This is a genomic window from Paenibacillus sp. FSL L8-0638 (assembly GCF_038593075.1).
GTDB classification, from domain to species: Bacteria; Bacillota; Bacilli; order Paenibacillales; family Paenibacillaceae; genus Paenibacillus; species Paenibacillus polymyxa_D.
In genome coordinates this window covers 364,714-386,690 of record NZ_CP151960.1, presented here as the reverse complement: position 1 = coordinate 386,690, position 21,977 = coordinate 364,714, and the positions used below count along the sequence as shown (strand labels likewise).

At 47.6% G+C, this 21,977-nt stretch carries 15 protein-coding genes; 8 read left to right on the top strand and 7 right to left on the bottom strand.

Features of this window, described 5'->3' with window-relative positions; genetic code table 11:
• On the top strand, positions 1-966 hold the full coding sequence (locus tag MKY35_RS01630) for a DNA ligase (RefSeq protein WP_342445408.1): 966 nt from the start codon (positions 1-3) through the stop codon (positions 964-966).
• Between the two features lie 110 nt (positions 967-1,076).
• Positions 1,077-1,619 (top strand): MarR family transcriptional regulator, encoded by a 543-nt coding sequence (locus MKY35_RS01625; RefSeq protein ID WP_039274297.1) that lies wholly within the window; start codon positions 1,077-1,079, stop codon positions 1,617-1,619.
• A gap of 285 nt (positions 1,620-1,904) precedes the next feature.
• Here MKY35_RS01625 and MKY35_RS01620 read toward each other — a convergent pair whose 3' ends face one another.
• Entirely contained in the window at positions 1,905-2,840 is a 936-nt protein-coding gene (locus MKY35_RS01620; protein ID WP_342445407.1) for a manganese-dependent inorganic pyrophosphatase, read from the bottom strand.
• A gap of 362 nt (positions 2,841-3,202) precedes the next feature.
• Between MKY35_RS01620 and MKY35_RS01615 the strand changes: the two genes are divergently transcribed.
• A complete protein-coding gene (locus MKY35_RS01615; RefSeq protein ID WP_342445406.1) occupies positions 3,203-7,495 on the top strand; it encodes a S8 family serine peptidase in 4,293 nt (1,430 codons plus the stop codon).
• Positions 7,496-7,578: 83 nt separating this feature from the next.
• Here MKY35_RS01615 and MKY35_RS01610 read toward each other — a convergent pair whose 3' ends face one another.
• Together MKY35_RS01610 and MKY35_RS01605 are read right to left on the bottom strand one after the other, a co-directional pair.
• On the bottom strand, positions 7,579-9,075 hold the full coding sequence (locus tag MKY35_RS01610; protein WP_342445405.1) for a HAMP domain-containing sensor histidine kinase: 1,497 nt from the start codon (positions 9,073-9,075) through the stop codon (positions 7,579-7,581).
• A complete protein-coding gene (locus MKY35_RS01605; RefSeq protein WP_029516829.1) occupies positions 9,072-9,758 on the bottom strand; it encodes a response regulator transcription factor in 687 nt (228 codons plus the stop codon). Before MKY35_RS01605 ends, MKY35_RS01610 begins: the two co-directional genes overlap by 4 nt.
• A gap of 240 nt (positions 9,759-9,998) precedes the next feature.
• On the opposite strand from MKY35_RS01605, the gene MKY35_RS01600 reads away from it, so the two are divergent.
• The 5 genes from MKY35_RS01600 (at position 9,999) to MKY35_RS01580 (ending at position 15,732) form a co-directional block, all read left to right on the top strand.
• The gene (locus MKY35_RS01600) at positions 9,999-12,350 is read left to right on the top strand and encodes a glycosyltransferase family 39 protein (RefSeq protein WP_342445404.1); all 2,352 of its coding nucleotides are present in this window, start codon (positions 9,999-10,001) and stop codon (positions 12,348-12,350) included.
• A 17-nt stretch (positions 12,351-12,367) separates the two neighbouring features.
• Entirely contained in the window at positions 12,368-13,459 is a 1,092-nt protein-coding gene (locus tag MKY35_RS01595; RefSeq protein ID WP_342445403.1) for a glycosyltransferase family 2 protein, read from the top strand.
• 3 nt (positions 13,460-13,462) lie between these two features.
• Positions 13,463-13,885 carry a GtrA family protein gene (locus MKY35_RS01590; protein WP_342445402.1) on the top strand — a complete coding sequence of 141 codons (423 nt, stop codon included), beginning with the start codon at positions 13,463-13,465 and terminating at the stop codon, positions 13,883-13,885.
• Positions 13,882-14,763, top strand: a complete 882-nt coding sequence (galU, locus tag MKY35_RS01585) for a UTP--glucose-1-phosphate uridylyltransferase GalU (protein ID WP_023986636.1) — start codon at positions 13,882-13,884, stop codon at positions 14,761-14,763. Before MKY35_RS01590 ends, galU begins: the two co-directional genes overlap by 4 nt.
• Before the next feature lie 141 nt (positions 14,764-14,904).
• Positions 14,905-15,732 (top strand): class I SAM-dependent methyltransferase, encoded by an 828-nt coding sequence (locus tag MKY35_RS01580; RefSeq protein ID WP_342445401.1) that lies wholly within the window; start codon positions 14,905-14,907, stop codon positions 15,730-15,732.
• Positions 15,733-15,898: 166 nt separating this feature from the next.
• Here MKY35_RS01580 and MKY35_RS01575 read toward each other — a convergent pair whose 3' ends face one another.
• From MKY35_RS01575 to MKY35_RS01560, 4 genes are all read right to left on the bottom strand, one after another.
• Entirely contained in the window at positions 15,899-16,648 is a 750-nt protein-coding gene (locus MKY35_RS01575; RefSeq protein WP_342445400.1) for a glycerophosphodiester phosphodiesterase, read from the bottom strand.
• An 88-nt stretch (positions 16,649-16,736) separates the two neighbouring features.
• Complete coding sequence (locus MKY35_RS01570; protein WP_342445399.1) at positions 16,737-17,798, bottom strand: hypothetical protein; 1,062 nt, start codon at positions 17,796-17,798, stop codon at positions 16,737-16,739.
• Between the two features lie 24 nt (positions 17,799-17,822).
• Positions 17,823-19,718 (bottom strand): HSP90 family protein, encoded by a 1,896-nt coding sequence (locus MKY35_RS01565; protein WP_342445398.1) that lies wholly within the window; start codon positions 19,716-19,718, stop codon positions 17,823-17,825.
• Between the two features lie 420 nt (positions 19,719-20,138).
• Entirely contained in the window at positions 20,139-21,653 is a 1,515-nt protein-coding gene (locus tag MKY35_RS01560; RefSeq protein ID WP_342445397.1) for an alpha-N-arabinofuranosidase, read from the bottom strand.
• Positions 21,654-21,977 lie beyond the last annotated feature (324 nt).

Genomic DNA, 21,977 nt, shown 5'->3' with positions numbered 1-21,977 from the left:
TTGCCTACAGAAATAAAACCCGTCATCCCATTTGAACCGGAACTGAGCGAAAAAGTACCTGTAGATGCAACAGGCCTTTGGCGTTACGAAATAAAATGGGACGGTACGAGAATTTTGACGTATCACGACCAGGGCAGCACACGCCTGTTCAACCGCAAACAGCACGAACGAACGCTTTTATACCCGGAGCTTGCTCTCTTCCCCTCCTACTGCAAGGCTGATTCGGTCATATTGGACGGGGAAATGATCGCACTCGGTGCCGACGGTAAACCATCGTTCCATGAAATTATGCGACGGGATCTGATTCGTCGTACGGATCGAATTCAGTCAGCCTATGAAGCTGTGCCTGCTACTTACATGTTGTTTGATATTATTTATCTGAACGGGGAGTGGGTTCATCTTAAACCGTTACAGGAAAGGCTTGAACTGCTGCATCAGATCATCATACCGAATGAACGGATTCAACTGGCTCCCGCTCATCCTGATGGACAAGCTCTATTTCAGGTTATGTGCAGCCAAGGAATGGAAGGTATTGTGTGTAAAAAGCTGGATAGTCCGTACACATTGGGCGGAAAGGACGGACGATGGCTCAAGGTCAAAAATTATGGCGATATCATTGCCGTTATCGGTGGCTATACCCTGAACGGAGGCATTATCAACGCTGTGTTGCTGGGCCAATATGATAAACAAGGAATGCTGCGCTATATCGGGCATGTGGGTACGGGCAAGCTGACTCGGGAAGATTGGCGTCAGCTTACCGAGCGCCTGCTACCACATACCATATCGGAACGACCCTTTAGCAATAAACCGGATCGGCATCAAGATGCGTTTTGGGTGCAACCCATGTATACCGCCAAGGTTCAATATAGTGAGTGGCGGTGGCAAGAAGGACGTACCCTGCGTCAGCCCTCCATACAAGCCTTTGTGAATCAGGGCCTCGATCAGTGTATCGGCCCCTGGGTGTGACGTTTTACAGATATATTTTCAAAAAATGCGGAACAAAGTTTGTATAAATCATTGCAACCAGTGGTTAATTAAATTACAGTTAACTAATTAACTACATCGAGGTGGATCGCATGTTCTTTTTTTTGGACTCCGAAATTCGTCAACTGGCCTATAATCTCTTTCCAGGTGGCAATAAACCAATTGGTGTTTTGGTAGATTTATTTTCCATAACTTACGAAATACGTAAAAACATGGAGAAGCGTTCACGTGAATTTGGTCTCTCCTACGGGCAATATATCGCGCTTTGTGTACTTTCAGCACAAAGAGATGAAATGTCTTCTCCTTCTGCTTTGGCTGAAAAGATGGGTGTAAGCCGGGCAGCAATCAGTTCCATGGTTATTTCTCTCGAACAAGAGGGATTCATTAATAAATATGACGATCCCAATGACAAGCGGGGAGTGTTCGTGTCCCTGAACGATAAAGGAAAAAGTAAAATTCAACAGATGGATCCCTTTTTCGTAGGGCTGGCTTCACGTCTGATGTCAGACTTTAGTGAGTCGGAAATCTGTCAGTTCCAAACCTATTTGTCACGCGTACGTTCTGCGTTTGAAGATGTCAAAGGTTCGCGTCTAACCGACTCCAGAGAGGAGAGAGAAAAATGGTGCGAAGACTGAGGCAAAAACAGTTCGTCAAACTTGCCCGCATATCGGCTGGCAGAATGGGTGCTGCGTCCGATTTTAAACCTTCGTATTCTCCCAAAGTACATCGGAAAGAAAGGATCATCCACTCCCTGTATTCTTCATTTTTCATGGTAGCGGTTTCATGATGGGCAGCGCTGAAGTTGAAATTGGCATTTGAGTTCCGCATCGGAGACGTCTGGCAGAACTGAAGAAATAAAAATAAGCCTCCTGCTGCCACTGCCATTATGCAGTCGGGTTCAGGAGGCTTATTATTTATCATTACAAACTGTTAAATGCGTCTGTCAATACAGGCACAATTTGCGATTTGCGCGATACGACGCCTTTCAGAACAGCTTTGTTGTCATCCAACTGTACATTGTAGGCTTTTTCAACCGCTTGTGCTTGGCTTCCCAGCGCAATACCAATGGAATCACTGTTCACAATGTCTGTTACAACGAACAAGAACAGATCAAGATTTTTGGCTTCAATGGTTTGGGCCAATGCAGCTTCCAGATCAGCTTGACGGGACAACACATCGTTTACGTCTACTGCGTTCACTTGAGCAATTTCCACTTTGCGACCATTCATCTGAAATTCTTTGGCATCTAGACTTACTAACTGTTCAATGGTGTGACCACTCAAATCAGCCCCCGCTTTAAGCAAGTCAAATCCGTAACGATCTGCATCTACACCAGCAATTTCAGCCAGTTCACGAGCAGCAGCTACGTCTTGATCCGTGCAGGTTGGGGATTTGAACAACAGGGAATCGGAAATAATCGCGGACAACATTAGACCTGCAATATCTTCCGGAATCGCTACACCATTTTCCTTGTAGAGCTTGTTCAAAATGGTGGCTGTGCAACCCACTGGCTCAGCGCGGAAGTATAACGGCTGGCTTGTTTCAAAGTTAGCGATCCGGTGATGGTCGATGACTTCAATTACACGTACCTTGTCAATATCAGCGGCGCTTTGCTGGCGTTCATTATGATCGACCAGAATGACGTTGTCCGTTTCAGCAGCAACCTGCTCAACCAGACGTGGTGCGCTCACTTTGAAATAATCCAGTGCATACTGCGTTTCCCCGTTCACCTCGCCCAGACGAACCGGCTCTACGTCCGCGCCCAGTTTGGTTTTTAAGTCTGCATAAGCAATAGCTGAGCAAATGGTATCCGTATCCGGATTTTTATGCCCGAAAATCAATGTTTTTGCCAACATAATCGACTCCTTTGCCTTAGGCATTTTACATGATTGTGAAACCTCAACAATTCCAATGCAGATTATATCATTAAATCTCGCATTCTCCCATTCCTCTTCGATTGTTTTCAAAAATAATCTAGTAAATTCATAACATTTCCATGGAATCTACATGTAATGTTAACCTTATTTTTTCTAAAAATATAAAAAACATATAGTAATATATCCCACCATTATGGTAAGATATGCCTCAAAACTGGCAAGTTAGTCACCAGTGGTCAATTCTATTATTTTAGATATTAAGGGAGGCGTGAGAATAACGGCAGTGGCTTCAAATCCTAGTATGTAGAGATATCATATTTTGATTGAAAAGAGGGAAATCTTTGAAAAAGCCGATCATTTTGCAAAAAATACCTGTCGTATCACTCGCTCTTGCCTTGACGGTAAGCTTATCTCTGCCGTCTGTCAGTTCTGCTGCTAGCGCAGATCTGCAAATCAACTCATTTCTGGAAGCTCAGCAAGCATTGACTATTGAGGCGGCTCCGGCCTTCATTTCGCCAGAGCTCAGCACAGATTCTTCCCGTCAGGTCAGAGTCATCGTACAGCTTGATGGTGAGCCCTTAGCCGTGGACAAATATGCAGCACGTTCAGGCGTCCAAGCTTTTACAGCTCAATCTGAGCAAAAAGCGGAATCCGCGATTGCCACTGAGCAAACTACGTTCGTAGACCAAGCCGCTGAGCATGGTATTTCTCTTCAGGTGAATTACCAGTACAACACGGTGCTTAACGGCTTGGAGGTCACACTGCCAGCCAATAAGATTCCAGAACTGGCTAAACTGCCAGGCGTAAAATCCATTCATGAAAACAAAACGTATTATTCCATCCCCGTACAGGACCCGCCAACACTTACAGCCAGTGAAGCCACTTATGATAACGCACCGCTGGACCAGATTGGTGTTCCTGAAGCCTGGGCCAAAGGATTAAATGGCGCGGGAATCAAGGTCGGGGTTATTGATACCGGTATCGATTATGAGCATCCGGATTTGAAAGAAGCCTACAAAGGCGGATATGACTCTTTTGAACAGGACAACGACCCTTACGAGGAACCGTTCCTCGAAAAGGAGAATGATCCATTCGGCACAGGTTTTAGCGGAACGACACATGGTACTCACGTCTCTGGCACAATTGCTGGTAAAGCCGCAAATAAATCCTCGGATATTGTGCAAAAGGGTATTGCCTATAAATCGGACTTATACGTGTATAAAGTGCTTGGACGCAATACCAAGACGGGTCGCTCCTCCGGTTCCTCCGCACAGGTTATTGACGGTATTGAACGTGCTGTCAAAGATGGTATGAACGTCATTAACCTGTCGCTGGGCTCGGATTCCGAAAAAGACCCGAACTCCCCGGATTCCATTGCTATTAATAATGCTGTACTTTCCGGCGTAGTCGCAGTCATCGCGAATGGTAATGCGGCACAACAAGGACCCTATTTTTATTCCATGGGTTCTCCCGCAACATCACAGCTGGCGATTTCCGTCGGTGCAGCCACTTCCCCGAGCAAAAGCTTCTCGGGCACAGCCTCGGTCACACGCGATTCCTATTGGGAGGATAACGGTGAATTAAAGAGTACCGTAACTGCTGATGCTTATGCACATTATGATTTTAATTTGATGGGCTGGGAAACAGGTAGAGAAGACTTTGCCTCCGTTTTGGGAACTGCCCCTCATGAGCTTATATATGTTAATTTGGGACAACCTGATGATTTTGAAGGAAAAGACGTAGCAGGAAAGATTGTTCTCGTTTCACGGGGCAACTTGGCATTCGTGGATAAAATCACAAATGCGAAAGAAAACGGCGCGAAAGCTGTGATCGTTTTCAATGGGAATACGAAAGCGGGCGACATCACCAAAGCTGATTTAGGGGAAAGCATTTCAGGTCGCGATGACTACGTTAATTCAAACTTGGGTGACAGCTTTGACTTTATTCCAACCTTTGACATGAGAGGTAAGGAAGGCCGTGCACTGGCTAAACAAATCGTAGACAATGCTGGAGAAAAGTTCTCCGTTTCCTTTGGGGCAGACTATATTCGCACAGATAATGCAGGTAATACCATGGCCGATTTTAGCTCCCGTGGGCCTAATGGAGATGAACTGCTTAGCATCAAACCGGATGTGAGCGCACCGGGAGTTGGCATTTTGTCAACCTACCCTGCCTTCGCCAAGTTCTATCCGGATGCATCCTATGAGCAAGCTTACAAACGCAGCAACGGAACGAGTATGGCATCTCCGCATGTGGCTGGACTTGCCGTGTTGCTGAAGCAGCAACATCCGAACTGGACACCGTTTGATATCCGCGCTGCTCTGGCAAACACTTCGGTTACACTCTTTGATGAGGATAAAATCCAATATGATGTGTATTCCCAAGGTGCAGGCCTTGTAAACATCGCTAATGCGATTCAAACGCCAGCCCTGCTGGAAACCGTCGAAAAGATTACGATTCTCGACAAAAACTTTAATCGGCAGGAGGTTGTGAATTACAATCCTTCCGCCAGCTTCGGGGTGTTACGACCTGGTAGTGATGCGAAGCAGATTCAGCTTCAACTCAAAAACTTGTCGGCTAACACTGTGCAATATGAAGCCAGCACCGTATTACATGATAATGTAACCTCTGATCCAACTAAGCCGATTGCTACACCTGATGTGAGCAACATTATCGTTCAGTTGCAGGGGGTTGGCGCGAATGGAGCCATCTCGGCAGAACCGGGTAAATCGCAACCGTTCTTCCTGTCTGTACAACCAAATTCGGGTGCAGCCACAGGTGTATATGAAGGGGAAGTTATTCTGAAAAGCGCCGGACTGCCAACCCTTCATTTGCCGTTCGTCGTTCATGTGGGCAAGGAAAATCCTACAACTGGCTTCGGCTTGCAGGACCTGAGTGTTACCAACCCGATTATTTACCCAAGTCGGACAGGTGCTCAGCGCTCAACAGATTTGGCTTTCCGCCTGACCACAGATAAAACCAACCAGATCGCGCTTTATGTATACGGCGTAGATGATAAATTGATCGGTCTAATTGATGGAATAACGACTTCCAAAGAACAAGGAGCTACCGCTCGCCTCAAACAAGGCGCATATTCCTTTAAGGGTATTGACGGAAGTTACGTCGAATTAGATGACAATGGCAAGCCTGTGCTGGATGCTAACGGTCAGCCCGTTATTCAACACTTGAAAGATGGCGTGTACAAGTTGGAAGTCAGTTCTCCGGAACTGAATGAAAAGGGCGAAGTCGAACGCAATACCGATGGTCCTAAACTGTTCACCGCCACTAAAGCTATTCGTGTGGATAATAGCGCCGCATCCAGCGGTAGTGGTGGAGGCGGAGGTGGTGGAGGTGGCGGCAGAAGCAATACTACACCTTCTGCTGCAACGAACACATCCACCCCTGTTCCTACATCTGCTCCTTCACTTCAAAGCGTAGTGAAGCAAGGACAGGCTGTTAAAAATGTCACTACAGCCGTTGCGCTGAACAATAATGTACAGTCGCTGACAGTAACCGATGCAGATTTGCAGGTTGCTGTGACAGCAGCAGATTCCAGCCCGACAGCTATTGTACTGTCGGCTACTAGCCAAGCAGGCCAAACGACGAAAGCATCGCTCACTTCCGCACAACTGGTAGCGCTGGGTAAAGCCGCAGCAGGAAGCAGCCTGATTGTGAGCAATACAGGTTCTTCCCTGGCATTGCCAGTATCTGCTCTAAAAAATGCACCTGAAGGTGCAGGCATTGAAGTGATCATCAGCAGCCAGGCAGAGGCGAGCGGTACATTTACAGGCAAGCTGAAAGGCTCCAATGTGATCGGCACCCCGGTAGGGTTTGAAGCTAACGTTGTCACTGGTGGCAAGAGTCAATCGCTCAAAGTTGCTCCAGGACAGTTTATTAGCAGATCCTTTACAGTACCTGGTCAAATTGATTCCAATACAGCCGGTGTACTCTATACGGCAAACGGAAATGTCTATCCCGTTCCATCCGTCTTCACCAAGCAGGCTGATGGATCTACCGTCGTCAAGGTAAGCCGTCCGGGCTTCTCGACGTATGCAGCGGCGACACGTCCCGTTAGCTTTGAAGATATCTCATCGTCGTATGCCCAATCCGAAATTCAATCGCTGGCAAACAAGTTGCTGATTAACGGCACGACCGACACGACTTTCTCACCGAAGAAAAACGTGACACGTGCAGAATTTACAGCCCTGGTAACCCGAGCACTCGGCCTGACACCAGGTACTGCTGCACCATTCAGTGATATCCCGGCAGGTAGCTGGTACTCCGGCGATGTGGCAGCCGCTTATGAAGCTGGATTGATTACGGGCCGCAGCAGCGACAAGTTCGATCCGAATGCTAATATCAGTCGTCAAGAAATTGCTGTCGTGCTGGGTAAAGCTGTAGATCTGCTTCAAATCAAAGCAGCAGCGGATGGCCCTGCACGCACACCGTACCATGATGCTTCATCCTTTGCAGGCTACGCCAAGGACAGTATTGAAAAAGTAAGTGCAGCAGGCATCATCAACGGGGAAGCGATTAAAGGCTCCTCCTACTTCCAGCCGAATGCACCTACAACGCGTGAGGCATCTGCCAAGGTGCTGCATGTGCTCTTACAAAAAGCTGCGCTGATTAACTAACAATTAAATAGCCCCCCGAGCCGTGTTATAACCAAAGCTGCGGTTCGGGGGGCTATTTTTATGTTACGCTATAATCTGCAATACTATACTGTTCCCGCTAAAGGTAGCGTTACTTTGAATACACTTCCCGTTCCCAGGGTGCTTTCAGCCGTAATGTTCCCGCCATGTGCTTCCACGATAGACTGTGTAATGGCCAGACCAAGACCTGCCCCGCCTGAGCTACGTGTACGCGATTCATCTCCACGATAAAAACGCTCAAATATCCGCTCCAGTTGTTCTTTACTCATGCCTGGCCCGTTATCACGAATTTGGATATCCACCAACTTCTTACCTGCAGACAGATTTACTTGGATTACACCTCTTTCCATATCGGTATGCTGAACCGCATTGTGAAACAGATTGAGCACGACCTGCTTGATTTTATCCCCTTCTGCCAATACCCGTATACCTGCCGTCATATCAAAAACCACTTTACGTGTACCTGCTAGCATAAGAAGCTGCGGTTTCATTTCCAGCAGCAACGCATCTAGGGGTATGTCTTCCAGCTTTAACTCCGGTGTTCGATCCAGCTTAGCCAACAATAGTAAATCAGAGACAAGTTTATTCATCCGCTTGGATTCACCATACATACTTTCTAGTGCCGACTGAAGCTGCTTCGGATTGGATGCAGCCCCACGAAGCAGCACTTCCAAGAAGCCGTGAATAGACGTGAGTGGGGTACGCAGTTCGTGGGAAGCATCCGCAATAAATCGTCTCATCTGCATCTGCAATTCCCGCTCGGCTGCAAAAGAATGCTCCAGCCGTTCCAGCATCCCGTTAAATGAAACCGCCAAACGATCCACCTCATACTGCCCCTGCTCTGCATCAAAGCGCTCGGCCAGATTGCCGGCATCAATACGTTTGACTGCCTCGACCATCTTGGAAAGGGGTACCAATGTGCGGCGCAGCACAGGCAGCATAAGCGCCAACCCAATCGCAAGCGCAATCAGTGACAATAAAATAAAGGTGCGGAGCTGGTTAATCAACTGCTCTTGCATAGAATTCGTGGATACGCCCATTTGAAGTAAACCGGACGAACGGTCAGGTGGACCGAGCGGACGGAATACAACCAGTTGCTCTTTCCCCTGGGCATCCGTGATTAATTGATAGCCGTGACGCATGCGCTTACTCTGCTGCATTGCTTGATACTGCTGAGTGGTGAGACGCGGCGGTTTAAGTCCATTTTCATTGGACAAGCTCTGGAAGGTGCCGTCTATACCTATAGAAGCAAGCGACATATCCGGCCAAAACAGAAACGGTCCCGGTCGACTACTCCTTCGATTGGACTCATCTTGAGGAACGGTTACCCTAGCCCCGCTCTTTTCCTGCGAATCCTTAATCAATAAGTCGGCAGGAATTGAATTCAGCTGTGTATTCATAGCTTCTGCCCGACTGCGATACAGAAAATCCTTCATCAGAAAATATTGTAGAAAACCAATCAATACAAGCAACAAAGCCAAAATGAGTAACGTTCTGGCCAAAAGCTGGGATCGGAGAGAACGGAGTGCATATTTTCTCCGACTTTTCCCGCCCGCCTTCATAGCAGATCCACCCGGTATCCCACACCGCGTAGCGTACGAATGACCCGGTGCTCCTTGTCTTTGAGTTTTTCACGCAAGGAGCGAATGTACACCTCAACAATATTATCCTCGCCTCCAAAATCGTACCCCCATACCCGGTCCAGAATACGACTTTTACTTAACACAATCCCGTGATTCAACACCAAAAACTTCAATAGTTCATATTCGGTAGGCGACAGTTCCAGCACCTGACTCTGATAACGGATTTCCTTCCGTCGATCATCCACTTGAAAGGGGCCGTGAACCACTTCTCCCAGCAGATCGGGGAACTGATTGCGCAAGCGCGCTTCAATGCGAGCCAGCAGCTCATTAAAACTGAAGGGCTTTACGACATAATCATCCGCGCCGAGTTTTAATCCCTTTACCCGATCGTCGACATCATCCTTGGCAGTCAGCATAATGACCGCGATGTTATCCTCCGTCTCCTTGAGACTTTGGCACACCTCAAAACCGTTCATTTCCGGCATCATCACATCCAGCACCGCTACATGCGGGCGAAACTCTTTTGCCAAATCGAGCGCTTGACTCCCGTTCTCGGCGGTTCTGACTTCATATCCTTCATTAATCAGTCCAAGCTCTAAAAATTGCAAAATATGAGGCTCATCATCTGCCAGCATAATTTTAACTCCGTGTATTGGATTCATTATTCATCTTCCCTTTCATGTTGCTGCATTTTTCTCATATAAAAGTCGATTCATTTTCACCTGTATCTAATATACCTGAATCCTGTCGCAAAAAAAGCACCCCTGCTCAGCTTTCAGCTAACGTTCAGGGAGCGCTCAGAACCAATTAAGGTAGGTCTGGCATGATAATAGCAAGCCGGTAGTTCACCGGGCCAAGATCGGAATAAATACAAAGAAACTTTCACAGGGAGTGGAATGAACATGATTAAGAAATGGTTTAAGACCAGGGCGGACATCCCTCTGATCATCATTATGCTGATATCCGCATTTTTGAACGGATACAACATCTGGCAAGACAAATATGTAAACACCTACTACACGACGGCCGTAGCAAGCATGCTACAAAGCTTTCACAACTTCTTTTTCGCCTCACTTGATTCTGCCGGATCGGTAACGGTAGACAAACCCCCTGTAGTGTTCTGGATTCAGACACTGAGCGCCTATATATTCGGGCTTCACGGATGGAGCGTTATCTTGCCACAGGCGCTGGCTCAGGTCGGATCGGTCTTGCTCGTTTACTTACTCGTCAAACCGAGCTTCGGTACGATGGCCGCACGTTTGGCCGCCTTCGCCATGGCAACGACACCGATAGCCGTAGCGGTTAGCCGCACGAATAACATCGACGCTATGTTGGTTTTCACACTGTTGCTCGCAACATGGCTATTGTTCAGAGGCCTTAGAAATAGCAAAACTGGGCTGATCCTTGCTGCTTTCGCAGTCGTAGGCATCGCCTTTAACGAAAAAATGTTACAAGCCTATATGATCGTTCCCGCACTGGGTCTGTTCTATCTGCTGGCTTCCAAGTTTAACTGGAAGCGAAAAGCAGCAACACTGGTAGGCTCAGCAGTTGTCCTCCTGATCGTATCACTCTCTTGGGCAGTCGTAGTGGACTCTACTCCGGCGGATGAACGCCCTTATATGGGGAGTAGCGGTACGAACTCTGTGCTGAATTTGGCCTTTGGTTATAATGGCCTGTCCCGTCTGACAGGAGATCAGGGTACAGGCGGCAATCGTGACGGTGAACGCACGGATCGGAACAATAACGCTGCAACGAATAGCAGCAACACAAACACGGATCAGGCTCAGACGACCACATCATTGGACAGCACTACTTCTACGGATGACTCAGGTGCCAACAACATGGCAGCAGGCGGATTGGGTACAGGTGGTCAAATGCCACCGGGTGGATTTGGCAGCAACGGACAAGGTGGTCCTGGAGACGGGCAAGGTGACCAGGGCGGTCCAGGCGGTGGACCGGGAGGGAATTCTGGTGGCGGCATGTTCGGTACTGGCGAAAAAGGACCTTTACGGTTGTTCCAATCCTCCCTGTCAGGTCAAGCCAGCTGGCTGCTTCCATTTGCATTAATTGCTTCCATCGGCCTGCTTGCAAGCATTCGACGTCGTAATATCACACAAAAACACAAAGAGGTCATCTTCTGGCTGACCTGGTTGATTCCCGTAGCTGCATTTTTCAGCGTAGCAGGATTCTTTCATCATTATTACCTGATTATGCTCGCGCCACCAATTGCAGCGCTCTTTGGAGCAGGATTCGTAGAATTGTGGCAGCAGTATCGCGAGCGTTCCAGCTGGCTCTCCTGGCTGTTACCCGCAGCAGTATTGGCAACCTCGGTATTTAGCTGGTTTGTTTTGCAAAATTACAACGATACCATTGGTAGCGGCTGGTCCATCGCGGTATTGATCCTAGGGATCATCGGCACGGTGCTGCTGGTAGTGGCACGAATGAAATCTGAGAAGTTCACAAGATTCGCCATCATTGCAAGTGTACTCGCTATGTTTATCGGTCCTGCATATTGGGCATTGACACCGATCATCTACGGAGGGAACAGCATGATTCCACAAGCCGGACCCACTCAATTTGGCGGTGGTGGTGGCGGAATGCCGGGCGGCAATGATCGCAATAGAGGTCAGAGCGCCAATGGACAACAATCCGAAGGAACTCAAACGAATAACCAGAGCAATAATGCAGGGAATTCCAGTCCTGATGGAAATACTTCAAGCACACAAACAAGTACAGACACGGAGCAAAAATCTTCTACCCGTTCCAGAGGAATGGGAGGACCCAACGGTAGCCAAAGTTTAGATCAAAAAACGTTGAGCTATTTGCAAAAAAATAACACAGGTGAAACCTACCTTTTCGCAGCAAGTAATTATTCAACGGCTGCTCCTTACCTGGTCGAGGCCGGACAAAAAGTAATTATTATGAACGGTTTTGTATCCTCCGATCCAGTCTATACCGTCGATAAAATCAAGGCGCTGGTCGAAAGCGGACAAGTGAAGTACTTCATGATTTCTGGTGGAGGCGGCGGACCGGACGGCGGTAACTCTGAAGTCACTGCATGGATCAAAGAACACGGCAAGTTGATCCCTACAGATGAATGGAAAACAACAGCAGACGAAACAAGTACAGACGTTAAAGCCACCGAGAGCGGAAGCGACACCACGAACAGCAATGCGAACGCCCAGGATGGTCAAGGTGGCCCTGGCGGAGACGATCGTGGCGGAAGCGGTACTTTATACGAAATCACATTATAAATGAGGAGGAACTACGAATGAGTGAACCCATCCGTTATTCCATAGTTATTCCGATGTACAACGAGGAAGCTGTTATTACGGAAACCTACCGGAGGCTGAAACAAGTCATGGGCTCAATGGGTGAGCCCTACGAGCTGATCTTCGTAAATGATGGAAGTTCGGACCGCAGCGTCCAATTGATCAAGGAATTCAGTCTCAGAGATGACACCATTGTATTGATTGATTTCTCTCGCAATTTTGGTCATCAGCTAGCGATTACCGCCGGGATGGATTATGCGGTGGGAGAGGCGGTCGTCGTCATTGACGCCGACCTCCAGGACCCGCCGGAACTGATTGTAGAGATGGCTAACAAGTGGAAAGAAGGCTATGAAGTGGTCTACGCCAAACGGCTTAAACGCAATGGCGAAACTCGCTTCAAGAAATGGTCTGCCAGCCTCTTCTACCGTGTACTTAAAGCATCCACGGATATTAACATCCCGGTCGACACCGGGGACTTCCGCCTAATGGATCGTAAGGTCATAGAAGAATTGAAAAGATTGCCGGAAAATAACCGATTCGTTCGTGGACTGGTCAGCTGGATCGGATTCAAACAAACTGCTGTAGAATATGAGCGCGACGAGCGGCTTGCGGGCGAGACCAAGTATCCGTTGAAACGAATGATCAAGCTCAGTCTGGACGGGATCACATCCTTTTCGATTAAGCCGCTCAAGCTGGCAGGGTATATCGGTGCACTTCTCTCCATGTCCGGCTTCCTGTATCTGATGTACGTACTGTTTCTCAACTTTTTCACCGACTCCTATGTGATGAAGGGCTGGTCGTCTATGATTAGCATCAGCCTGATTTTCGACGGGGTGATCCTCATCATTCTCGGTATTATGGGTGAATATGTTGGACGGATTTATGACGAAACCAAAGCACGTCCGCTATACATTGTCCGTGAGCATCTGGGTGGACAATACGAAAACGGTCCGACACATGCTATGAATGCCCCTGAACCACGCGAGTCCCTGTACATGCAAGGAGCCCGTGAAAGCCTGATTTCGGCAGGACGCACAGTGCGCGGCAACAGTGCGGTATATACCGGACCCAAATCCGGTCATGGAGCCTAAACTATGAAAAGTCGCATGGCCCAGCTGCTTCCTATGATTCGATTTGGCATTGTAGGTCTGGTGAATACAGGCGAAGATTATATTATTTTTATGCTGCTAGCTTGGGGCGGAGTGCCAGTCATTGTAGCGCAGATCATTTCGTACAGCTGCGGAACAGCCAACAGTTATATTTTGAACAGCAAATGGACATTCAACAAACAACTATCAAACGACACAAACAAGCGTCAATTACCCAAATTTATCGTCATCAACCTGGTCGTATTAGGGATAACCTCCCTATTACTGCAAGTGCTCCACACGGGAACCGAGTTGCCACTTGCTTTAGACAAGCTGATCGCCACCGCAGCCGGAATGATCATCAATTATATCGGGAGCCGATACTGGGTATTTGGTTCCCCATCCCGAAAGGAAAGTGAGTTTCTATGAGAAAAATTACAAAAGCTGTTATTCCAGCCGCCGGATTAGGAACCCGTTTTCTACCAGCTACGAAAGCTTTACCGAAAGAGATGCTTCCCATCGTAGACAAGCCGGCTATTCAATATATCGTAGAAGAAGCTATCAAGTCCGGAATTGAGAGCATCATTATCGTAACGGGGCGTAATAAAAAAGCCATCGAGGATCATTTTGACAAGTCTGTGGAGTTGGAGCAGGTACTGGAGAGCAAAGGTAAATACGATCTTCTGCGTGAAGTTCAAAGCATCGGGGGTAAAGCAGTCATTCACTATATCCGTCAAAAAGAACCTCTCGGCTTGGGACACGCGGTAAGCTGCGCTCGTCAGTTCATCGGCGATGAACCCTTTGCCGTGTTGCTGGGCGATGATATTATGAATTCCTCCACCCCGGCGATCCGTCAAATGATGGATGTCTACGAAGCGACTGGCAAGCAAGTGGTCGGCGTGCGCACGGTGGAAGAACAAGATGTGAGTAAATACGGCATTATTGACTCTACTCACCAGAACGGTCTCATCCACGAAGTCGGCGGGCTTGTTGAAAAACCTTCTCCGGCAGATGCCCCTTCGCGGCAGGCAGTCATTGGTCGGTATGTATTGGAGCCTTCCATTTTCTCTATATTGGAAAACCTGTCCACTGGAGCAGGCGGTGAATATCAATTGACAGACGCACTCCATCAGGTAGCATTGCAGAACCAACTGCTCGCATTGGAACTGGAAGGCACACGTTATGATATTGGAGATAAAGCTGGATATCTGGAAGCCGTGCTCCACATGGGTATGCAACGCGAAGATTTGCGTCCAATGCTTGACTCCATGATGCGCGAGTGGGCGCTTGCTTCAATGATAAAATAGGGAATTTCCCCTCCGAAATCCGACGGGTGCTGTGAAATCACGAGAGTAGATGGATGAACATGTAAACCTGTACAATGTAGGAGTACAGCAGCATTTGAATCTGCTCGGCCGCCCGGTCGAAACTAAGGAGGAAGAGGACCTATGATACCTGAGGGAAATCTGAAAAGCAACGTAGATCGTTTTAGCGGTTTTGCCGACAACTACGATCAGCACCGCCCGGAAGCACCGTCACTCGTCGTGGAAATCGTCAGCCGCTATCTGGAGCGAAACGTAGAGCTCGTTGCCGATATTGGCTGCGGTACAGGACTTTCAACTTTCATATGGGAAAACGCCGCTCGGCAAGTCGTCGGTATCGAGCCTAACTCGGACATGAGAGGAAAAGCGCAGCACAAGCTGGAGACAGCAGGAACGACAATGGCAGAAACCATTTCCTTCAAAATCGGGTTCTCCAACAACCTGCCCTTTGAGGACGGAACTGTAGACGTCATCACCTGCTCTCAATCCTTTCACTGGATGGACCCCGAGAGCACGCTTCAGGAAGCGGGCAGGGTCTTGGCTCAGGGCGGCGTGTTCGCGGCCTTTGACTGTGACTGGCCACCGGTGCTGCAATGGCAGATAGAGCAAGCTTATATAGAGCTTATCACCAAAGCGGATACCCTTTTGGAACAGGAATCCCCAGTAGAGCAACAAGCTCATAAATGGAGCAAGGATCAGCATTTAGCTAATCTGCAGCGCAGCGGACAATTCCGATATACCCGGGAGATTGTCTTTCACAATCGTGAGCAGTGTGACGCAGCTCGTTATACAGGGCTCGCTCTCAGCCAAGGGGGTATTCAAAGTCTTTTCAAACTTGGCAATCGAGCGCTTAACGACGATATAGCCCGCTTCGTGAAGCTGGTAGAGAATCATTTTCAGGGCAGAACACTAGACATCCTGTTCAGCTATCGTATGCGGCTCGGCATCAAGTAGAAAGAAATCAAGGTCATCGTGGATGACGCGCTCTTCGGATTAGGGCAAAAAAGACTCTCCCTCACCTCGTAAAAACGAGCGCGTACAGGAGAGTCTTTTTTGCTTCATTAAATAGCCACAGACATATCCTTGCAAACCTTAGTCACCATTCCGATGTGTCTTCGACTTAGGAAGAGCGAACAGCCAATAAGTGCGCCAACCGATCAGGAAAGTCCGTGATAATGCCGTTCACCCCGGCCTCTAGCAGACGCTTCATTTCTTCTGGCTCATTCACCGTCCATGGGTGGTAGACGACGCCTAATGCCAAAGCCTCTGATACAGCTTCTGGTGTAACAACTTGTTTGTAGGCATGAAGTGCGGTAACCCCGAATTGGGTGGCATACTCGGATGGGCGGACCATAATTTCGATATACAGCGCCCCCGTCTTGATTTCAGGAGCAAGCTGCGCACAGAGCGCCAGCGATTCGTGATTAAAGCTGGATATGATTAACTGTTGTTCTAATCCAAAACGCTTCACGGCAGCAATGACCTCTTCCTCCATACCCGGATAGAGATAAATGCTGTTTTTCAACTCTAAATTAATAATTGTATTCGAGGAGGATTGGGCTAGTTCCAGTAGCTCATCCAGCATTGGGACCCGCTCACCTTGGAATTTCTCACCAAACCAGCCGCCCGCATCCAGTTTATTTAATTCTTCCAGCGTAATATCCCTTACATCCAGTGAGCAACCTGTCGTACGCTTCAGCGACTCATCGTGAATCAGCACCAGATGCCCATCTTGGGTACGCTGCACATCCGTCTCTATACCTGTTGCTCCCAGTTCCAAGGCGTGGCGGAATGCCGCCATCGTATTCTCAGGACATACACCTGAAGCTCCGCGGTGTGCGAAATTAATCACCTTTCCGGTTACAGTCACAGCATAACCCCTCCTGTCATTTCACAGGAACATTATACCTGCTCATTGTTTGGGCTGTATAAAATATTCGTCACAGCTACCATTTCTTCTATGCCGTTTGAACAATTTTCCCGATCCACTCGGAATAAAACGTATTCCCGTTCCGTCGATCAAAATCAGCCGCCGCTGACTCTGCCAGTGGCCTAAAATACGCAATGATTTCTGTCAATGTGCGCTCCTCTTTCCCCCATTCCAAGGAAGCCGGCAACCGGATTAACCGTTTTTCTCCCGAAGTATCCAACTTTTGCAGCAGACTCACCATCGTCGCGTAAAAATACATCTGCTCCAGCCCGCTCTCATAGTCTAGCGCCATATGTACATGACGCTCTACCACTTCGATCCCTTGAACCGGATTAGCAATCGCCAAATATTCGATATGCTCTGCTATCGTTTTCAGAAAGTCACGGTCATCCCGAACTAGGCGGTAGCCTTTACGATGCTGCTCCTTCGCCTGATCAACCTCGCCTTGACGATAAAGCGGCAATAGCACCTGCGAGAGCGTCACATGCGGCACTTCTGCACATTTCATACGACCCGACAAAATCGGTTTTGCCACGGCAAGCGCCTGCTCATCCTCTCCGGCCAAGTAGTAGAACCGCACCATCTGGCTCTGCTCGCAGGCTTCACAATCACTCATACTGTCCCGTTCGATCAAGCGGAAGGTATCCAGATATCGCCGTGCTTCTTCCAGATTTCCCATGTCCATCGCGATGCGGAACTTATAATAGTAATATGGACGCTCATTATACCCGTATTCGGCATAACGTCTGCGCATATCCTCCGCCAGATCTTCTATTTGAGTCTTCGATATATTGGAAAAGCTGCACACCTTCCCAAGTATCCATTTGTAATTCCACAACAGTTCAACTGGATCGTATTCCTCTGGATTTTGATCAAATTGGCCCAACTGCCACGAAAAAGCAATCAGCGACTTCAATGGGTATCCGTTAAAAATAGCGCAGTCTACAATCTCTCCCCGAATTTCATAAGCGAGTTCCTTCAATCCGGAAGTGTCTGCCAAGCGAACAGCCTCTTCCAGAATCGCCAGCTTTGCCGCCCCTCCGGGCATATCCTGCGCCTGCTCCATCAATTCATATATTGTCTCTTCCATTTGAATCCTCCCTTAATTACGCAATTACGTATTCTGTCCGTTCCCTAATCCCCAATTGATAAAATGCAGTACACTCCGATTCATCAGTCCCAACTCACTGCGGTTCATCGGGTAGTGCCCCATCATAAGTGCATTCACATACATCATTTCTGTAGCAGCCGTAACCATCTGCGTATCGGTAGCTTCAAGAATCCGGGCCACCACCGGGTTGTTCAGATTAAAGTATAAGGTAGAATAGCCCGAATTTTGCTGGACTCCTGCTTTCAGACTATCAAGCACATTGGAAAAAAGTGAGGTTGTCTCCTCAACCGTGTTTTCCATGGAGCGCAAGGTCAGTGCATCCTGAGAAATGGTATACAATACTGGCAAACTCGCAGGCTCAAAACGCTTCAACTCAGCGCGACAACGCATCGGCTGCAAAGCAGCATCCATGACACGTAGTACACCGTAATAATTCTCGCGCTCTTCCTGTGTTAGCCCGGTAAATGAAAGAGATACTTCCTCAGGACTAAGACGCTCTGTTTGCAGGTTAGGGTCAATCCAATGCAGCTTTTCCAAAATGTCTGAATCATAAATATAGCCGCCATTGATCACCAACATGGATTGCGCCGCCGCCACATGCGTAATCTGACGATACTCATCTACTGTCGATGTGTAATGCAACGGACGTCCGCCCGCCTCTCGGATCAGTTCACTCAGTTCACGCCGCCCAAATGTACTTTCGAAGGAAAACCAGCGATGCATAATCCGCAGAAATTCATCATCCTCGACCGCGAGCGCCTTCATGGACAGCTCGTGCAAACGAATCCAGTGTTGCAAACGGTCTGGTTCATATTCCGCCATGCGTAGCAGTTCTTCCCGAATACAGGTCCCCAATTCAGAACGAACCGCATCAAGCTGCTCATTTTCATAAAAATACTCACGTGATGCCGTTGGTTGCAATTCATCTGTCCAAATCAGGCTTTTAATGAAGAATGCCCATTCTGGCAATACATTTTCCGCCTTATCGGACACCAACATATGCTTCAAGTACACCCGGTGCAGCCGCTTGCTGTTCAGATTAACACTACGAGGCAAAATGAATGCAATCCCGCCTGTTCTGCCCGATGCCGTCCGCAACGGTATAAAATCACTGAAGCGCTCGCCCATCAGGCGATAGCCTAAATCCAGCACCTCACTACGGCGGCTCCGTAATTGTTCTGGGTCCTGCATCCAGCTCGTCGATGGAAGATTGACGCGCTTGGTCTCCCCGTCTACAGACAGCATGACCGGATACGGCAGCAACGCACCATAATAGAATAAAGACTCCTCTACATGCGCTGGCTCGTAATAAAACTCACTTCCCGGCTTGCAGCGCAAATAAATTTGCGTTCCTACAGGCAGTTCGGTCTCCAATCGACGAATCGTATACGTCCCATCCGGCTTCCCTCTCCATTCCATGGAGACGCCTTCCTTCACCGAGCGGGTCAGCACTACAATTTCATCGCTCACCATAAAGCAGGATAGCAACCCAATCCCAAATCGTCCGATAAACGAAGTCTCAGAAGCCAGCAAGTCGGCTCCCTTCTTGGAAGACTGACCGATAATCGATAAAAAACGGTGAATGTCTTCTTCTGACAATCCAATGCCGTTATCCTGAATCATCAATACCTGTTGCTCCCCGGAACCAGATAACTCTACGATGACTTTGCCTTCATAGTCGTTACTCTCAGAAGCTGTATCTTCAAGGGCCTTGTCTTCTTTTAATACTTTACTTTCAGTAGCAACCTTCCGCAGCTCCTTGCGAGCCGTGATCGCATCTGTTGCATTTTGCAGAACCTCACGTATAAACACTCGTGGACTGCTATATAAATGATTGGCCAAAATATCAATCATACCGCCCAAGTTCACTTGAAAACGATATTGGTCTGTCTGACTCATACAGATCATTCCTTTCTCGAAATGCTACAACCATCATCTGATTTTAAATAGACTGTCTTTTAAAGTATAACGTGGATTTAAGTCGGATTGCACACCCTGCATTTCAGATATCAATACGTTGACAACGATATAATAGGGTCTTTTTTCACCTGGGAAGTCTGGCACTGGGTCTAATTAACTTCATAAAAATGTACGGAGTACGAGCACTTAGTGAATAAGGATCATCTTAGTCTAGTTAAATTTAGTAATAAATATAATATTTATTTAAAATCCACCTTTCTCTTAGAAACCTATATCTATGGAGGGACAAATGGCTCATTTTACGCAAAAAGCTCGCATTGCCGCTCTTGTAATACTCTTACAAGAGCGAATGCGAGCTTTTTTAGATACAGTCGAAGCTGTACCTTTTACAGAAGAGAATTAATGAGACTTAGCGAGACGGATAACATTCCACGATGCTTTGCCCAAATGAGCTTTTACAATTCCGTCATCAAGCTTGGCGTTACCGCCGTTGTGAGGCGTAACTTTTTCACCAGCTGGGCTGTTGGTCGCTTTAAGATCATCATGCTCCAATACAGTATGCTCGACAATGCGGTAGTCTTCAAAACTGCGTACATCTACTGTCAGCTCCAGCGATTCAGACAAATGACGGTTCACTGCAAAGACAGTCAGCGCGTCTCCCTCTTCATCATAAACTACAGCGCTGTCCAGATAAGGGATGTCTGTGAAGTCCTTGGAGTCGTATTTTTCCGAATCCACGACAGGCATCAGCGATATCCCACGACCATAACGGGAGGCATGCAGATACGGATAGAAGATCGTTTGTTTCCACGCCTTTCCACTATTCTCGGTCATGATTGGCGCAATAACGTTGACCAGTTGGGCGAGACAAGCCATTTTCACACGATCCGCGTGGCGCAGGAACGTAATCAACATGCTGCCTACCAACAATGCATCCTCAAAGTTGTAAATATCCTCAAGCTGCGGTGGTGCCACAGACCACGGATCAATTTTTTTGTCCGCATCATTGGAGTGGTACCATACGTTCCATTCGTCAAAACTGAGCATCATTTTTTTCTTGCTGCGTTTCTTTGCTTTGATATAGTCACAAGTCGAAATGACCGTATGAATAAAATGATCCATATCCATAGAGCGTGCCAGATAATTAGCCGTATCATTGTCATGATTGCCGTAGTATTGGTGCAAGGAAATATAGTCGGCTACCTCATAGGTATGATCCAGTGTGGTTGCTTCCCATTCCGGGAACGTTGGCATCGTGGAACTGGAGCTTCCACAGGATACAAGCTCAATGTCAGGATCAATCAGCTTCATAGCTTTTGCAGATTCAACAGCCAGACGGCCATATTCTTCTGCTGTCTTGTGACCAATCTGCCATGGGCCATCCATCTCGTTACCAAGACACCAAGTTTTAATCTTATGTGGTTGCTCAACCCCGTGACTACGACGTAGATCACTCCAATAGGAGCCGCCTGTGTGGTTGCAATATTCCACCAGATTACGCGCAGCATCAATTCCGCGTGTACCCAGATTAACCGCCATCATGACTTCGGAACCTACATCCTTGGCCCACTTGAAAAATTCATTCGTGCCTACTTCATTTGGCTCGACCGTTCTCCACGCCAGCTCCAACTGTCTAGGTCTGGACGCGACAGGGCCGACACCGTCTTCCCAATTGTAACCGGATACAAAATTACCGCCCGGATAGCGTATAATAGGAACATCAAGCTGTTTTACCAACTCTCTAACATCATTACGGAAACCGCTTTCATCACTAGTTGAATGAGTAGGCTCGTAAATACCGCCATATACGGCACGCCCGAGATGCTCTACAAAAGAGCCATAAATGCGTTTATCGACTTCAGCAATACGAAAAGATTTGTCTACAATCATCTTTGCTTTTACAGCTGCTGCCACCTAAACCATCCTCTCTGAATGCGAAAATAAAATCCGTTCTACCACCAAGATTAAGAAGCCGTTTTATTTACGGTTTTAATATAACACACCCTATTTATCATAGTCAATATTATCATTAAATACTTAATATATTTATTAATATTTATAATAAACGATAATCAATTGGTTACGTATTTCTAAGTTTTTTGTTTTATAAATAAACTTATTGAGTGAATAACCACTTTACCAAATAATAATAGTTGTCCTGCTGTTCATATTTCCATTAGAGTAAACGGAGGTGCTTCTTTGAACGATAGCGTTCGTCTGAAAGCACCCTCCTAATTT

Coding starts and splice junctions, on each gene's coding strand:
- MKY35_RS01625 (WP_039274297.1), top strand. CDS start 1,077: ATGTTCTTTTTTTTGGACTCCGAAATTCGTCAACTGGCCTATAATCTC.
- MKY35_RS01620 (WP_342445407.1), bottom strand. CDS start 2,840: ATGTTGGCAAAAACATTGATTTTCGGGCATAAAAATCCGGATACGGAT.
- MKY35_RS01610 (WP_342445405.1), bottom strand. CDS start 9,075: ATGAAGGCGGGCGGGAAAAGTCGGAGAAAATATGCACTCCGTTCTCTC.
- MKY35_RS01605 (WP_029516829.1), bottom strand. CDS start 9,758: ATGAATCCAATACACGGAGTTAAAATTATGCTGGCAGATGATGAGCCT.
- MKY35_RS01600 (WP_342445404.1), top strand. CDS start 9,999: ATGATTAAGAAATGGTTTAAGACCAGGGCGGACATCCCTCTGATCATC.
- MKY35_RS01595 (WP_342445403.1), top strand. CDS start 12,368: ATGAGTGAACCCATCCGTTATTCCATAGTTATTCCGATGTACAACGAG.
- MKY35_RS01590 (WP_342445402.1), top strand. CDS start 13,463: ATGAAAAGTCGCATGGCCCAGCTGCTTCCTATGATTCGATTTGGCATT.
- galU (WP_023986636.1), top strand. CDS start 13,882: ATGAGAAAAATTACAAAAGCTGTTATTCCAGCCGCCGGATTAGGAACC.
- MKY35_RS01580 (WP_342445401.1), top strand. CDS start 14,905: ATGATACCTGAGGGAAATCTGAAAAGCAACGTAGATCGTTTTAGCGGT.
- MKY35_RS01570 (WP_342445399.1), bottom strand. CDS start 17,798: ATGGAAGAGACAATATATGAATTGATGGAGCAGGCGCAGGATATGCCC.
- MKY35_RS01565 (WP_342445398.1), bottom strand. CDS start 19,718: ATGAGTCAGACAGACCAATATCGTTTTCAAGTGAACTTGGGCGGTATG.